This window comes from Streptomyces sp. NPDC111507, from assembly GCF_055638955.1.
The window spans coordinates 410310-424673 of record NZ_JBVKBU010000008.1; the positions used below are offsets into that span (position 1 = coordinate 410310).

13 protein-coding genes and 3 pseudogenes are annotated in these 14364 nt (G+C 68.8%); 8 read left to right on the forward strand and 8 right to left on the reverse strand.

The features are described from left to right. Position 1: 1 nt before the first annotated feature. Both ACZ7M2_RS31240 and ACZ7M2_RS31245 read right to left on the reverse strand, forming a co-directional pair. Positions 2 to 1228, reverse strand: coding sequence for an acyl-CoA dehydrogenase family protein (locus ACZ7M2_RS31240; RefSeq protein ID WP_471598146.1), 1227 nt, complete (start codon positions 1226 to 1228; stop codon positions 2 to 4). Positions 1229 to 1653: 425 nt separating this feature from the next. Next, complete coding sequence (locus ACZ7M2_RS31245; protein ID WP_471598147.1) at positions 1654 to 2802, reverse strand: FAD-dependent oxidoreductase; 1149 nt, start codon at positions 2800 to 2802, stop codon at positions 1654 to 1656. A gap of 174 nt (positions 2803 to 2976) precedes the next feature. Here ACZ7M2_RS31245 and ACZ7M2_RS31250 point away from each other — a divergent pair, with 174 nt between their 5' ends. Continuing rightward, the gene (locus tag ACZ7M2_RS31250) at positions 2977 to 3594 is read left to right on the forward strand and encodes a TetR/AcrR family transcriptional regulator (RefSeq protein ID WP_471598148.1); all 618 of its coding nucleotides are present in this window, start codon (positions 2977 to 2979) and stop codon (positions 3592 to 3594) included. 329 nt (positions 3595 to 3923) lie between these two features. Here the strand turns inward: ACZ7M2_RS31250 and ACZ7M2_RS31255 are convergent, their stop codons facing one another. Beyond that, entirely contained in the window at positions 3924 to 5192 is a 1269-nt protein-coding gene (locus ACZ7M2_RS31255; protein ID WP_471598149.1) for an MFS transporter, read from the reverse strand. Between the two features lie 133 nt (positions 5193 to 5325). Between ACZ7M2_RS31255 and ACZ7M2_RS31260 the strand changes: the two genes are divergently transcribed. After that, positions 5326 to 6261, forward strand: coding sequence for a LysR family transcriptional regulator (locus tag ACZ7M2_RS31260; RefSeq protein WP_471598150.1), 936 nt, complete (start codon positions 5326 to 5328; stop codon positions 6259 to 6261). Between the two features lie 176 nt (positions 6262 to 6437). Here the strand turns inward: ACZ7M2_RS31260 and ACZ7M2_RS31265 are convergent, their stop codons facing one another. Continuing rightward, the gene (locus ACZ7M2_RS31265; RefSeq protein ID WP_471598151.1) at positions 6438 to 6965 is read right to left on the reverse strand and encodes a hypothetical protein; all 528 of its coding nucleotides are present in this window, start codon (positions 6963 to 6965) and stop codon (positions 6438 to 6440) included. Positions 6966 to 7151: 186 nt separating this feature from the next. On the opposite strand from ACZ7M2_RS31265, the gene ACZ7M2_RS31270 reads away from it, so the two are divergent. The 5 genes and pseudogenes from ACZ7M2_RS31270 (at position 7152) to ACZ7M2_RS31290 (ending at position 10283) form a co-directional block, all read left to right on the forward strand. Then, positions 7152 to 7697, forward strand: coding sequence for an AAA family ATPase (locus ACZ7M2_RS31270; RefSeq protein ID WP_471598152.1), 546 nt, complete (start codon positions 7152 to 7154; stop codon positions 7695 to 7697). A 271-nt stretch (positions 7698 to 7968) separates the two neighbouring features. Beyond that, positions 7969 to 8190 (forward strand): aldo/keto reductase, encoded by a 222-nt coding sequence (locus ACZ7M2_RS31275; RefSeq protein ID WP_471598153.1) that lies wholly within the window; start codon positions 7969 to 7971, stop codon positions 8188 to 8190. Positions 8191 to 8315: 125 nt separating this feature from the next. Beyond that, positions 8316 to 8564, forward strand: a complete 249-nt coding sequence (locus tag ACZ7M2_RS31280; protein ID WP_471598154.1) for an RNA polymerase sigma factor — start codon at positions 8316 to 8318, stop codon at positions 8562 to 8564. After that, positions 8552 to 9283, forward strand: a complete 732-nt coding sequence (locus ACZ7M2_RS31285; RefSeq protein ID WP_471598155.1) for an RNA polymerase sigma factor — start codon at positions 8552 to 8554, stop codon at positions 9281 to 9283. The genes ACZ7M2_RS31280 and ACZ7M2_RS31285 overlap by 13 nt, the downstream gene beginning before the upstream one ends. A gap of 46 nt (positions 9284 to 9329) precedes the next feature. Next, positions 9330 to 10283 (forward strand): annotated as a pseudogene (locus tag ACZ7M2_RS31290) (alpha/beta fold hydrolase). 42 nt (positions 10284 to 10325) lie between these two features. Here the strand turns inward: ACZ7M2_RS31290 and ACZ7M2_RS31295 are convergent. The 3 genes and pseudogenes from ACZ7M2_RS31295 to ACZ7M2_RS31305 all read right to left on the reverse strand — a co-directional run. After that, positions 10326 to 10442, reverse strand: a pseudogene (locus ACZ7M2_RS31295) (IS5/IS1182 family transposase); the annotation flags it as partial. 60 nt (positions 10443 to 10502) lie between these two features. Further along, a pseudogene (locus ACZ7M2_RS31300) lies at positions 10503 to 10603 on the reverse strand (IS5/IS1182 family transposase); the annotation flags it as partial. 67 nt (positions 10604 to 10670) lie between these two features. Further along, positions 10671 to 11150, reverse strand: a complete 480-nt coding sequence (locus ACZ7M2_RS31305; RefSeq protein ID WP_471598156.1) for a DUF6194 family protein — start codon at positions 11148 to 11150, stop codon at positions 10671 to 10673. A 47-nt stretch (positions 11151 to 11197) separates the two neighbouring features. On the opposite strand from ACZ7M2_RS31305, the gene ACZ7M2_RS31310 reads away from it, so the two are divergent. Next, positions 11198 to 11935 carry a MerR family transcriptional regulator gene (locus ACZ7M2_RS31310; RefSeq protein ID WP_471598157.1) on the forward strand — a complete coding sequence of 246 codons (738 nt, stop codon included), beginning with the start codon at positions 11198 to 11200 and terminating at the stop codon, positions 11933 to 11935. 441 nt (positions 11936 to 12376) lie between these two features. On the opposite strand, the gene ACZ7M2_RS31315 is transcribed toward ACZ7M2_RS31310, so the two are convergent. Beyond that, on the reverse strand, positions 12377 to 13714 hold the full coding sequence (locus ACZ7M2_RS31315) for a cytochrome P450 family protein (RefSeq protein ID WP_471598169.1): 1338 nt from the start codon (positions 13712 to 13714) through the stop codon (positions 12377 to 12379). Between the last annotated feature and the right edge of the window lie 650 nt (positions 13715 to 14364).

Genomic DNA, 14364 nt, shown 5'->3' on the forward strand with positions numbered 1-14364 from the left:
GTCACCTCACGAAGGCGCTCAGGCCGTCGGTGACGGCGCGTCCGACGATGAGGGTCTGGATCTCCCGCGTGCCCTCGTACGAGTAGATGGCCTCGGCGTCGGCGACGAAGCGGCCGACCTTGTAGTCGAGAAGGATGCCGTTGCCTGCCAGCAGTTCCCGCGCCCACCCCACGCTCTCGCGCATCCGCACGGTGCAGTAGGCCTTCGCCAAGGCGGACTGTTCATCGCGGAAAACCCCGGCGTCCTGCAACTGGGCCAGGCGCGTCATCATCCCGCACGAGGCCGTGGCGTTGCCGAGCATCTTCACTAGCAGGTCCTGCACGAGCTGGAAGGCCCCGATCGGGCGCCCGAACTGCTCGCGCTCTTTCGCGTACTGCAGGGCGATCTCGTAGGCGGCGAACATCACTCCCACCGCCTGCCACGCCACACCGCTGCGCGTCTGGCGCAGGATCTTGGCGGTGTCCTTGAACGAGTTCGCGTTCTGGAGCCGGTTGGCCTCCGGAACACGGCAGCCGTCAAGCACGATGTCGGCGTTCTGCACGATCCGCAGCGCCATCTTGTTCTCGATCTTCGTCGCGGTGAACCCTGGAGTGTCCTTCTCCACGACGAAACCCAGCACATGACGGGTCTCGACATCGCGGGCCCAGACGACCACCAGGTCCGCGAACGTCGCGTTTCCGATCCACCGCTTCGCGCCGTCGAGGATCCATTCGTCGCCGTCACGGCGCGCGGTCGTCTGCAGTCCCCCGGCCACGTCGGAGCCGCCGTGCGGCTCGGTCAGCCCGAAGGCGCCGATCTTCTCGAAGCGGCTCATCTCCGGCAGCCACCGACGCTTCTGTTCGTCGGAGCCGCAGGTCACGATGGTGCCCATGGCCAGACCCGTGTGCACGCCCACGAACGTGGCCACGGACGCGTCGACATGCGCCAACTCCAGCGCGAGGAAGCCCGCGAGGAGGTTGCTCGGCTTGGATTCCGGGGAGTCCGGGTCGGCCCAGTCCATCAGACCGAGCCCCCCGAAGCCCCTGATCAGCTGGAAGGGGAACTCGGCCCGGGCCCAGTGGTCGTCGACGATGGGTGCGACCTGCGTGCGGAGGAATTCGCGGACGGACTCGAGCTTCTCCCGCTCCCCGCCCGACAGCAGGTCCTCGTAGGCGTAGAAGTCGGCGGGCAGCAGCCCCTTGTCCAGGCAGGGACCGGACGGTGTCGGCAAGGTCGTTGTGCCAGTCATTGCAATCTCCCTCAAGCGCTGTGGGGCGTCACCCGGAGATCCACGCCCGTCAGCGCTCTCCGCTCCTGACGTCTCGGTTCTCCGGCGTGATTAAACGCGGATCCCGGGCTGGTCCCCCGGACCCGCGCCGCGCACGAGTGCCGTTGTCGCCACGGACCACTCCAGTGGCCCGTCCCCACCCGGGGACATCCACGCCCTGACCAGGCGCCGCATACGGGATCCAGCGCATCGAGTGCGCTGGATCCTGGTCCACTTCACCGCCGTCACGGCGGGTCAACGCAGGGTCGCTACAGGCGTCTGGCCCGGGCCAGGGAGGAGACGGACAAGCGCGCCGGAGCGGCGGCCGGTCGCCACGGCAGACCTGAGAGAAGGTCAGGGCCCAAGGATTGACCGTTCGGCCGGTTGACGGAGCCGCGCCCGCGATGTCAGGGCTGGGACGGACCGAACCGCGCGATCTCGTCGGGGTCGGGCACCGACAGAAGATGCTCAGCGCCGCCTTCGAGCATCTTCGCCATCTCGGCCGAGCGCGGAAGCATCGACTTCTCGTAGTTGTGTACAGCGTCGTCGATGGTGGAGGAGCGGACGAGTGCGAGCGCGAGTTCGCTGGCGTCGAGCATGGCGAGGTTGACGCCGACGCCGAGCGGTGGCATGAGGTGTGCGGCGTCTCCCAGGAGTGTCACGCTGGGCGAGCGCTCCCATGTGTGCGGCACCGGCAGGGCGAAGAGCGGACGATCGACGTAGGGGCCGTCGTTGTCGGTGATCATCCGGAGTGTCTGCGGTGACCAGGCCGCGTACTCGCTCAACAGGTGCGCGCGGATGCCCTCGGTGTCCTCGAGGCGAAGCCCGTTCTTCGTGATCCAGTCCACAGGGACGCGCTGCATGATGTAGACGCGCATGTGGCTGCCGCTGTTGCGCTGTGCGAAGAGGCCGCGCTCGCCGTCGGCGATGTGGGCGCTGCCCTTCCCGACCAGTTCGGAAAGCTCGGGGTGCGCGGTCTCCATGTCGTCGAACCATGCCTCGAGGAAGCTGACCCCGGTGTAGCGCGGTGTCGCGGGCGACAGGGCAGTGCGGACGCGGGAGGAGGCACCGTCCGCACCGATCACGAGATCCGCTTCGACGGCCGTCCCGTCGGTGAACGTCAGCGTTCGCGGCCCGTCGGCCGGTCCGCTCACTGATTCGAGTGTGCGTCCCCACTGAACCGTCCCGGCAGCGAGTGAGCCCAACAGGAGATCGCGAAGTTGTCCTCGGTCGATCTCGGGGCTGACCGTTTCGCCCTCGTCCGGCAGATGGTGGGTAAGGACGCGCCCTGCAGGGTCTATGCGGCGCATTTCCTGGCTCTCAAACCTGGCGAGCGCGAAGAACTCCTCCAGTAGGCCCGCTTCACGGAGCGCGAGTTGGCCGTCTTCCTTGTGCAGGTCGAGTGAGCCTCCCTGATTGCGGGAGTTCACATCCGTTTCGCGGTCGTACACCGTCACCTGAATGCCGTGCTGCTGCAGGATGCGTGCGCACGTGAGGCCTCCCGGGCCGGCGCCGATGATGCTGATCCGCGCGTTTGCGGGCATCGGAGAGTCCACGGTGGATTCCTTTCGTCGGTGGGGTTCCCGGTGGCGCCGCGGCGCGGCGGTGACCGGTGCCGCGACCCGGTCGGGATGCGGCAACCCCTACGGAGACCACCAAAGCAGAAACGAGTCCGTAAGTGCAACCGTTCCAGTTTCTGTCTCGTTCCAGTTATGAGGTACAGTGACGCCATGCCCGACTCTCCGACCGTGGGCCGCCGCGAGCGCAAGAAGGCCGCAACGAGGCAGGCCATTGCCGACGCCGCCCTGGACCTCTTCCTGGAACACGGCTTCGAACAAGCGAGCGTCCGCGACATCGCCGAACGAGCCGACGTATCGACGACGACCCTCTTCGCGCACTTCCCGAGCAAGGAGGCACTGGTCTTCGACCGCGAGGAGGAAGTCGAGGCAGAACTGACCGCCGCCGTCCGTGAGCGGCCCAAGGACCAGAACGTAGTCGAGGCGCTCCGCGCCCACGCGCTGAAGTCCTGGGTGCCGATCGCGTCGGATCCACGTCTGCATCAACTCACCGCGCTGGTGGACCAGACGCCCGCGCTCCGCGAGTACGCGGAGCGTATGTGGATGCGGCACGCGGGCACCCTCAGCGCCGTCATCGCGGAGGAACTCGGCCGCGAAACGGACGATCTCGCATGCTCGGCACTCGCACGGTTCGTCCTGGAAGTCCCGACCTTGGCCAAGGGCCGACACGATCCACGGGCGACCGTGGAGACGGTGTTCGACCTATTGATCCACGGTTGGCAGTCACAGCACGATTCCGAGGATGCAATCGCAGACTCCCGCAAGAGCTGACACATCGAGATGGATCGACCATGAAAGTTCCTGGAACCGCTGCTGCCGCAGCGTGAGCGGCGTCGGATGCGGGAGTGGAACGGGGTCGGCGTGTGGCGGCGACCGCTCGAGGTCCTGCTCGCTGAGCTGCACGCGACTTCGTGGTGACGGCGATGTCTGAATCTCCCCGCCATGGGGCACGTGCGCGACGATGCGCCGGGCCGCGACCCTCACCGGGCCCGGCCACGGCAAAGGCCGTCGCGGTCATCTCCGAGCTGTATGTGGAGGGTGAACCGCCGCTCCGAAGAAGGGCGGCGCAGCCCGATCGCGGTGACGGCGGTGGCGGACCGTCAGGCGCGCTCCGGTGCCGGCTCCGGCTCGGCGAGAGGCGCTGCCGCGCGGCGGGGAAGCAGCAGCGGGGTCGCCAGCAGAAGCACGCCGGCCAGGCCAATGGCCGTACGCGGGCCGAGCAAGCCGCCCAACACGCCCCAGACGGCCGTCAGGAGCGCGGTCGAGGCCTTGGTCGTCACCGTCCAGGCGGACAGTGTGCGGGTGATCCGGTCCGTCGCGGTGCGCTCGAGGCGGTAAGTGGCGTAGACCGGATTGAAGACCCCGCAGCAGAAGATGAGCCCGAGCTCGACGCCCATCACGAGCAGCAGCCCGCCGGTGCCCGGCCCCAGGAAGGCCAGTCCGACGGGCCAGAGCGCGCGCAGCGCCCCGGTCACGACCAGGACCTGGTGCTGTCCGAACCGGGTGACTAGTGGTCGGGCCAGTCGCGAGCCGAGCAGGCCGCCGATCGAGGGCGCGGCGAAGGCGAGGCCGTACTGCCACGGTGTGAACCCGAGTCGGCCGAGCATCAGGACGGCAAGCAGCGGCTGGGCGGCCATCACCAGGCCGTTGAACAAGGCGGTGTTGAAGAACAACGGGCGCAATGTCGCGTCGGCGAGGATGTACCGCCAGCCGGCGAGCAGGTCCCGGGCCCGCAGGTACGGGCCCTCCCGGCGCTCGGGCCGCGGCTCGTGTCCGCCCGTCGCGCGGATACCCAAGGCCGAGAGCAGGTAGCTGACCGCGTCGGCCACCACCGTCGCCACCGGACCGAGGACCGCGATCGCCGCGCCGCCCAGCGGCGGTCCGATGATCGTGGTCGTCCAGGCCGTGGACTCGAATCGGGCGTTGGCGACGAGCAGGTCCTCGGCCGGCAGCAGGGTCTTCAGGTACGCGCCGGAGGCGGCGCGGAAGGTGATGTCGGCCGCTGAGACGACGACCGAGACCAGCAGGAGCTGAAGAAAGGTGAGCACGCCGAGCGCGAACGCGGCGGGGATCGTCAGCAGCGCCGCGAACCGCGCCAGGTCCATCGCGATCAGGACCGGCCGCTTGCGTCGGAACTCCACCCACGGGCCGAGCGGCACCGCCACGGCCGCGCCTACCGCAGCCCCCACGGAGGAGAGGGCGGCGACCTCGGCCGGTCCGGCGTGCAGCACCCGGATGGCGATCAGCGGGAACGCGCCGAAGGCGAGCCAGGTGCCGAGCGCGCTGGTCCCGTACGCTCCCCACAGCCACCCGAACCGCCACCCCAGCCGATGTCCGAGCAGATGTCCCAGCCGGTGTCCGCTCCTCATGCCCGACGCCCCTCGCCACTCACCCGCACAACCGATCCGCGTTCGGAATCATCAAAGCGAGCGTCACACCAGGGGATCAAACAACCGTAGGGCCACCGACCACAACCAATGGTTGTGCTCGTAGGGTGTCGGCATGGACCTCGATACCGTCCGGACCTTCGTCGTCGCCGCCGACGCGGGGCAGTTCCAGGAGGCCGCCGCCGAGCTGGCGGTCACCCAGCAGGCCGTCTCCAAGCGCATCGCCGCGCTGGAGCGCAACCTCGGTGTGCGGCTGTTCACTCGCTCCGCGCGCGGCGCCGAGCTCACCATCGACGGGCAGGCGTTCCTGCCCCACGCGCGCGAGCTGCTGCGCGTCGCCGAGCGCGCGGTCGCGTCCGTGCGCCCCGGCCGCCGTCCGCTGCGTGTCGACGTGATCGCCTCGCGTGGCGCGGCGGCGGGCCTGATGCGCGGCTTCTACCGTGCGCATCCGGAGATCGACCTCGACGTGGTGATGCTGTTCGACATCGAGACGGCCGTCGCCGCCATCCGGTCCGGTGCGATCGACGCGTCCTTCCGCGCCGTCGCCGCGCCCGGCCGGCCTCTTCCCGAGGACATCGAGTCCGTCCGGGTGCTCGACGAGCCGCTCGAGCTCCTCACCGGCCCCGCACACGCGCTGGCGGGCGCCCGGTCGGTGACTATCGCTCAGCTCGCCGGGCACCGGATCTGGATGCCCGGCATCGTCCCCGGTACCGAGTGGGCCGCCTACTACGACGACCTCGTCGCCGAGTTCGGCCTCACCATCGAGGCGACGGGCCCCAACTTCGGCTCCGACGCACTCCTCGACACCGTCGCCGACACCCCGGCCCTGGCCACCTTCATGGGCGGGCACACCCGCCTCGTCTGGCCCTCCGGCCACGGCCTGCGTCGCATCCCGGTGACCGACCCGACGCCCGTCTACCCGCACTCGCTGCTCTGGCACCGCGACAACCCCCACCCGGCGCTGGCCACCCTCCGCGCCCACCTCGCCGCCACAGCAGCCGACCACGACGCCACCGGGACCTGGGCACCGGGCTGGGTGATTCCGCGCTGAGCGCCGCCGCGTCTGTGATCAGCGTTGGCGGATCGACGGACGGTGGCTCGAGGACAGTCGTGCTCATCGGCACACTCACGGATCGGAACGGTCCGGACACTCAACGGGCGGTGACCCCGGCTACCGCCCGAACAAGCGCCCCAAGAACCCGACCGTCGAGACCAGCAAACCACCGATCACCTAGCATCCGGTTCGGCTACGTTCCAGTCCGCCGGCAAGGCTGCGTCGCAGAAGACGCAGACGAAGTCCTCCTCTCTCACGATGTTGAGCTGCCCACAGGACGCACAGCGTCGAAACACCACTGCATGCGTGAAACTGGCTGGCCGGGAGATCCCGACTCGGTCCAGGGCCTCCGCCACAGCCGGCCATGAGCTGACGTCCGGGCAGTAGCCGGTTGACTGGTTACTGACCTCTTCGACCGTCCACCGCCCGGACTCTTTGCGGAAGCTGACCTCACCGGCGCTGAGAACCGGTCCTCCACCGGCACAAACCACGTGCTCGCTTCGGCGCGGTGCGAGCCGCAGGTTCCCAGAGGCATCAACTACGAAGGTGAAGGACTCAGCCAGCTCTCCCGCTGTCTGGGTCGAGGCCCACTCGTCGAAGTCCACCGCCGAGCGCATGCTCCGGCCCTCGCTTCCCGCTCGGACAAGAGCCTTCAAGTCGGCGGGTCCGACATAGCCATAGCTCCTTCGACCATTGCTCATGCCGGCCAACCTAGCCTCACACTGAGCCCAGGACCTGGGGAATTACGCGACCACGGCACCGGGCAATCAGCGGTCTGCCGGGCATGGTCTGGCAATGGAATTTGGCCTCAGTCAGGTCGAGCGGCATGCTGATCCGACACGCCGGGTTCGACGCGCGGGCCTGGCGACGGGGTGGGGAGGATCGCGTTGATCGTCTGGGTGAACGGTGCGTTCGGCAGCGGGAAGACCACGCTGGTGGACGAGTTGCGTCCTCGTTGGCCCGACGCACTGGTCTACGACCCGGAGATGGTCGGCTTCGTGCTGCGGAAGATCGTGGAGGTTCCGACTGGCGACTTCCAGGATCTTCGGTTGTGGCGGCGACAGGTTGCCGACCTGGCGGTAGGGCTGATCGAGGAGTACCGCCGCCCGGTCCTGGTCCCCATGACCGTGGTCGACGCCGGGTATGTCGGTGAGATTTTCGGCGTGTTGAAGAACGCGGGTATCGACCTTCACCACTTCTTCCTCAAGGTCTCTCGAGACGTCTTGGAGAAGCGGATCGACGGACGAATCTTCTTCCCTGATGATCCCGAGCGGGAGGAGCAGGTCCGACGCTGGAGCAAGAACAGGATCGAACCGTGCATGGCCGCGGTCGACACCCTGCCCGACGACACGGTGTTCCTGGACGGAGAGCTGACACCGCCGGAGTTGGCCGACCAGGTGTTGGCCCGTATCGGGGTGGGTTCGGACAGGTAGGACACCCCGGCGTCGCGAAAGGCGCCCGGAATATGGCCGGTCGAGCGGGTGAAGAACTCCCAGAGCGAACGCCTGGATCAGGTCGAGCCCGGCGTACGGTCCGACTCGCCGGCCCCCATCTCCCTTCGCGGGTCAGAGGGGCGCACTGAACACGGCCGGAAGGCCTCCTGGCTCCGGATGGTCTCCCGGGTCACGCCTCGGCGTACCGGTGTTTCACTCGGCCGTATCGGCGTTCAGGGGATGCTGATGTGTCCCGGCCTGCAGGCCGTCCATGAGGAGCCTGATCTGTCGGTCGGCCTCTCCGGCCCAGCCGGCGCTCGCCTGGGTGCACGCGCGCAGTGAGCATCTCGGCGTTCCCGTGGTGCCCATCCCGGGAACCAAGCGCGTGAGGTGGCTGGAGCAGAACGTGGCCGCCGCCGACATCGAGCTGACGGCCGACGAGGTCGCCACGCTCGACGGGCTGGCCGCGCAGGCAGTGGGCGGGCGCTACTGAGCGATGCGGGGAGGCCGTGGCGCTCCGGCGTGGCACAACGGCCCCCGCACCGGCCCACCGTGGGAGAGGCATGGCGCTCACGTAGTACGTTCACGCACGACGGCGGACGCTGGAAGGGGAGCCACATGAACCGGACGTCGGACGAAGCCGCGCGCATCGAGGACGCGGCTCTCACCCGTGCCGCGCAGGCGGGTGAGGTCACCTCCCTCGGCCTGCTGCTGGAACGGCACCAGGCAGGTATGCGCGCGGTGGCGCTGAGCATTCTGGGCCCGGGGCCCGACGTCGACGACGTAGTCCAGGACGCTGCGGTGACCGCGCTCCGCCGCGTGGGAGACGTCCGCGACCCGGCGGCCGTGAGCGCATGGCTGCGGTGATCGTGCGCAACGCCAGCCGTTCCCTGTTGCGGTCCTCCGTCCCCGTCCAGCCGATCGACGATCTGCACCTGCCCGCCACGGACGCCGGTCCGGAGAGACGGCTGGAGCAGCACGCGATGCGGGACTGGATCTGGGAGGCCATCGAACAGCTGTCCCCGGCACTGCGCCTGCCCCTGGTGCTACGTCATTTCAGCACCGGCGTCACTTCCTACGAGCGGATAGCCGACGCCTGCGGGGTCCCGGTCGGCACGGTCCGCAGCCGGCTCAACCAGGGGCGGGCCAAGCTCGCGACAGCCCTCGCCGCCACGGCGGACGCCCCGCACGGCGACACCGAGCAGCGCCTCCGCTCCAGCCGTGCCGAGGCACACGAGACACTGGCCGCCGCCGAGAGCGGACGCTTCGGCGCGCTGATGACGGAGCGCTGGTCGCCCGGGATCGCCTTGCTCAGGGGGAACGACCAGGTGGGTGACAGGAGCATCCTCGCGCGCGGCATGGACGGGGACCTCGAGGCCGGTGTACGACAGCGCCTGGTCCATGCCGTGGCCGGGCGGTCCCTCGCCGTCTGGGAGATGGACCTCCTCAGCCCCGCCGACAACCCCGACCACTGCCCGCCCTCGGTAGCCTGGCTGATGACCCTCGACGACGCCGGCCGTCCACACCGGCTGCGCCTCCTGCATCCCAGGCCGGTGCAGGCCCTCCAGTCACTCACTCCGATGTGACGGGCGTCACGCGGTCCGGGTCGAACTTCGTCCCCTCTCCAGCGTCATGCAGGTGTCATCGACACCTGCCGGATACGGAGACCCCATGACCACCTCTGCGACCGAACCTCTGGCCGCCGGAACGCACACTGTCGAGATCGACGGAGTCGTGCAGCGCTACCACGTCCACGGCACGGGTCCGGTGTGCGTCGCGCACTCCGGCGGACCTGGCATCGTCTGGGAGTACCTGCGCATGCCCGCGCTGGAGCGGCATCTGACGATCGTCTACCCCGAGCCGATCGGTACCGGCGGCTCCGGCCACCTGCCCTCCCACCCGCACGGCTACACCCGTCCCCGCTACAGCCGGTTCCTCGGAGCGCTGGTCGAGCACCTCGGCGTCCCCGAGGTGTACCTGCTGGGCCACTAGCACGGCGGCTTCGTCGCCCAGTACCACGCCCTGTACCACCCCGAGCGCATCGCCGGTGTGATCCTCTACGAGAGCGCGCCGCTGACCGGTCCCGAACACGGCGCCGAGGCCATGCGCCTGGTGCAGTCGTTCGCCGCGCTCCACGCCGACCACCCTGAACTCCCCGAGGTCCTGGGCGCGTTCCAGACGATCCCCACCATCTCCGACGACGCACAGACGACAGCCGTCGCCAGGGGGCTGCTCCCCGCGTACTTCGCCGACTACTGGGGGCGCGAGGAGGAGTTCGCTCCCATGCGTGCCTCGGTGCGGGCCGCACACATCTCCGGGCTGGACGAGAACCTCTCCCCGGACGTCATCGACGACCGTGCGGACCTCGGCTCACTCACCGTACCGACCCTCGTCGTCGTCGGCCGCCACGACGTCATCTGCGGGGTGCGCTGGGCCGAGGAACTACACCTGCTGATCCCCGGATCGGAGCTGCTGATCCTGGAGAACAGCGGGCACTTCGGTCACCTCGAGGAGCCAGTGGCTTTCTCCCAGGCGGTGACGCGTTTCGTGACGGACGTCAACTCCCCTGACAGTCAAGTCATTTGACCGCAGCCGGAACGGACGGTCCGGCCTGAGGCTGGTCCCGCGGAGGTTGCGCTGGTGGGTGATGGCGGTCGTGACGTGGTGGACGCCGTCACCCATGAGGTGGCAGTCGCGCAGGTTCTTCCGTGTCTTCATGCGGGCGAATCCGTGCTCGACACGAGACACGGGCGCGGAGCTGTTTGTGGAGCCAGTTGTGTGCCTGGCTCCGTTCAAGGGGGCCTTCTCCCTCCACGCCTTGCAGTCGGCACGGTTGCCTGGAACGGCCGGCTGACCACGACGACCGGGCGGCTGTCGCCGTCGATGACGATCTGGTGATGGGCGGAGCTGGAGCGACCTCGCGCTCACCGTGGTGTGCGGGGCCCCCTCAAGTCCGCTCGCTCCGGAACCGTGTCAGTCATTCTCCTGCGACCTTCGCGTTGCGTGTCGCCGCGCGCACCGGGCACAAGCGGCGTCGTGGGCACTACGCAAAAGCTGCACGGCCGTGTCCGTCGTCCTCTCACCGGGATTGACGACAGAGATCCAGCCGAGTGCCCCGTATACCGGGTGCGGCATCACGGTGTCGGCCGCCGCGTAGTCGCGAGGTCGGGTGAGGCTGCGCGGCTCCTCCCCGGTGAGCTCCCGGAACGTCGCACGGTCGACGTGGATGTTCAGGCGCCAGCGGCCTGGGGAGTCAAGGTCGGAAACGGCGTCGTCAGGGTAGTTCTTGGTGACGATGGTCCCGTAGGGCTGGACGTTCTGAGGCACCCGACCGTCGGGGGCGTAGTAGAAGAACGCATCTCCCCACACGAGCTCGGGGAAGTCGCCGCCCTGCTCCGGGGCAACCACGAGCGCGCCGACGAAGCCTCGCACGGTCGCGATGATCTGTTCCATACTCATGGTTCAAGCATCACCTTCAAGTGCTTATGTGGGGTTGGCTGATGGGCGAGCTGGTGAGCGGTTCACGACGGGCGCTGCTCCGAACCGTCGATGTCGCCGGACAGTCGGGGTACTCGGTGCAACAGGTTCGCGACCTGGAGCGACTGGGAGTCATTCCCCCAGCCGCTCGATCGAGCAACGGATACCGTTCCTACACTCCGCTGCACGTGCATGCCCTACGCGCCTATCGAGGACTCGCAGGTGCGGTCGGGCCAGTCGCAGCCCGGCGCATGCTCGCGGACCTGCGATCGGAGACGCTCGCGGAGGCGGCCTCGGCGATCAACGCGGTCCATGTTCGACTCGCGCGGGAACGAGAGGAGGCCCTGCGTGCTCAACAAGCGTTGCGTGCGATCCAAGCCGAAGCGATCACAGCCGAGTTCGAGCAAGAGAGTGACGCGATGACGATCACACAGCTCGCCGAAGCACTCGATGTACGTCCCTCCACCCTGCGGTTCTGGGAGCAGGAAGGGCTTGTCGCGCCCGAGCGAGTGACGTCACTGCAAGCACGCCGGTACGGTCTTCCAGCCGTCAGAGCGGCCCGAATCGTCGCGGCCCTGCGCGGCACCGGTTACAGCATTCCCGCAGTGCGCGAGATCATGGGATCCCTGCACCAACTCGACAGCCTGGGCAAGACCCAACGCATCCTGCAACAACGCCTCGACCAGATCGCCACACGGACCGTGGCGCTACTCCGAGCGGGTGCGGACCTGGCAGCCGTCGTTGGCGACCACGGCTCGTAGACGCTGGTGGTCGGCGTGGCGGCTTCCCCAGATGATGGAGCGGCGGATCACGCTGCCTTACTCCTCGTGGCTGCGTGGTCGGTGCCGTCGAGGGTGAAGTTGCACAGGGCGGTGAACTGGACCTCTATGCGGTTCCGCCATGCGGAGTTGGTCGGGGTGTGGGCGATCTCGACGTTGTCGGCCTCGGCCCAGTCCGAGACGTGGCGGCATCGCTTGGTGGTCAGGTAATGGAGGGTAGCTGCCGCACACGACTGTCGGGCGGACCGTCGCCGAGTGGCTGGTGCGTGGGTAGCGGCAGATCTCCAGGAACTTCGACATGAGCGGATGGCGAGAGATCGGCAGATGCCGTTCGAGGCACTGTCGCTCGTCGCCGGGAACGCGTTCACCTCTCGCCAGCGATCATCGTCCCCAGCCTGCTCGAGCAGAGTGCAGGCCAGCTCGTCACCTCACCCCGTCAGCAGGCGGCCCCAGCAACACCGGCACCTCCCGCGGCCCGTTCGAAATGAACGACTCCGTCGGACGCAGCGCACCCGGCTCCACCGCCAGCCGCATCCCGGGAAAACGGTCGAACAGCGCCTGAAGGGCAATCTCGGCCTCCAGCCGCGCCAACGGTGCGCCCAGGCAGTAATGCACCCCATGACCGAACGACAAATGCTCCCGCCGCGTCGCCCGCATCACGTCGAACCGCTCCGCATCCTCCCCGTGCACCCCCGGATCCCGCCCCGCCGCCGCGAACCCGATCACCAGCGCATCTCCCCGCGGGATCACCGTCTCCCCCACCCGCACATCCTCCACCGCGTACCGCAAAATCGCATTCGCCCCCGGCGCCTCCACCCGCAACGCCTCCTCCACCACGTCCCCCCACGACGCCCGCCCCGACCGCACCAACTCCAGCTGCCCCGGCTCCTGGAGCAACAACGCCACCGCGTTCGCCAGCAGATTCACCGTCGGCTCACACCCCGCGCTCAGCAACATGATCAGGTTGTCCACCAACTCCTTCTCGCTCAACCCGTCACCCCCCGCACCCTCCGGGCCATCCGCGCCCGCACCGTCCGCGACGTCTGTGAGGTCTGTGGGGTCTGTCTGGTCTGTGGGGTCAGCAAGGGCGGCCGGATCCGCTGGATCCGCTCCGCTCCCCGCTGCGATCAGCGCACTCGTCAGGTCCTCACCTGGACAACGCCGCTTGAACGCCACCAACTCCCCCATCGTCCGGTACAGCGCCGCGTAGTTACGCCGCGCGTCCTCCAACGACACCCCCGTGGCGAAAAACCCCTCAATGATCTCCCGCAACGCCCCCCGGAACTCCTCCGGAATCCCGAACAACTCCAGCATCACCCGGCTCGGCAACGGCTGCGCATACAACCCCCGCACATCCACCGCACCGCCGTGAGCGTCCCGCGCCGCCGCCTCCATCCCTTCCAGCAGCCCTGCCGCGATCTCCCCCACGCGCGGACCCAGCAACCCCACCCGCCGCGCCGTGAAAGCCGACCCCATCAACCCCCGCAGCCGGCGGTGCTCCGCCCCGTACGACGTCACGAGATTCTGCACCGACACCCACACCGCCAAGGGCCACTCCGCCCCCACCTCACCCCGCTGCCACGCCGGCCAATGCCGATACGCATCCTTCGAGACCCGCCCATCCGTCAACAACCCACGGATCACCGTCGGGTCCGTCACCGCCCACGCTCCGACCCCACCCGGCAACACCACCCGCGCCGCCTCGCCCTGCCCCCGCAGCAACGCCCCCTCCCTCTGCACGTCCCGCCCCAACCCGTCCATCACATACGGACACCCACCCCGCCCAGCATGCAGATCCGGCACACCCTGCGCATCCGGCACATCCTGCTGGTCCAGCCCGTTCGGCACAGCACGCAGGTCCTCCGCGCCACCGCCGCCGCCCCGCAACTCACGCTGCTCCTGCCGGCCCCGCTCATCCCGCCGACCCTGCTGCTCCTGCTGACGCGCCACCGGACACCTCCACGACATAGACCGCGAAAACTTCCCGACAAGCACCACAAACGCACCCCGGCCTACGCCCGCACCACCACCCGGACGCCCACCAGGAACACAACCCCACACACGCGCCAGGCCCCGCCCCGCAAAACCACCCCGGAAACCCGCCACCAGTCACGGACCCCCGACATCCGATCCTCCGCGGCACACGGGAACCCAACCCCTGGACAGACGCCCGGGACTCTCCCCCAGACACACAGGCACCGGCGGGAAACGGCCCGCATACACGCGGGACCCGGATACACGCCCAGACCTCAACACCAGCAACCGCCCAGCACCACACCCGGCACACCCGGGCACACGCCCCGGGTGCTGGTCACAGGCCGTGTGCGTCCGGGTGCCGGCCCGGGCCATCCGCATCCCGGAAACCGTCCCCCCGGCACCACCGACACCCGCCAGAGAACCACTCGCAAAAC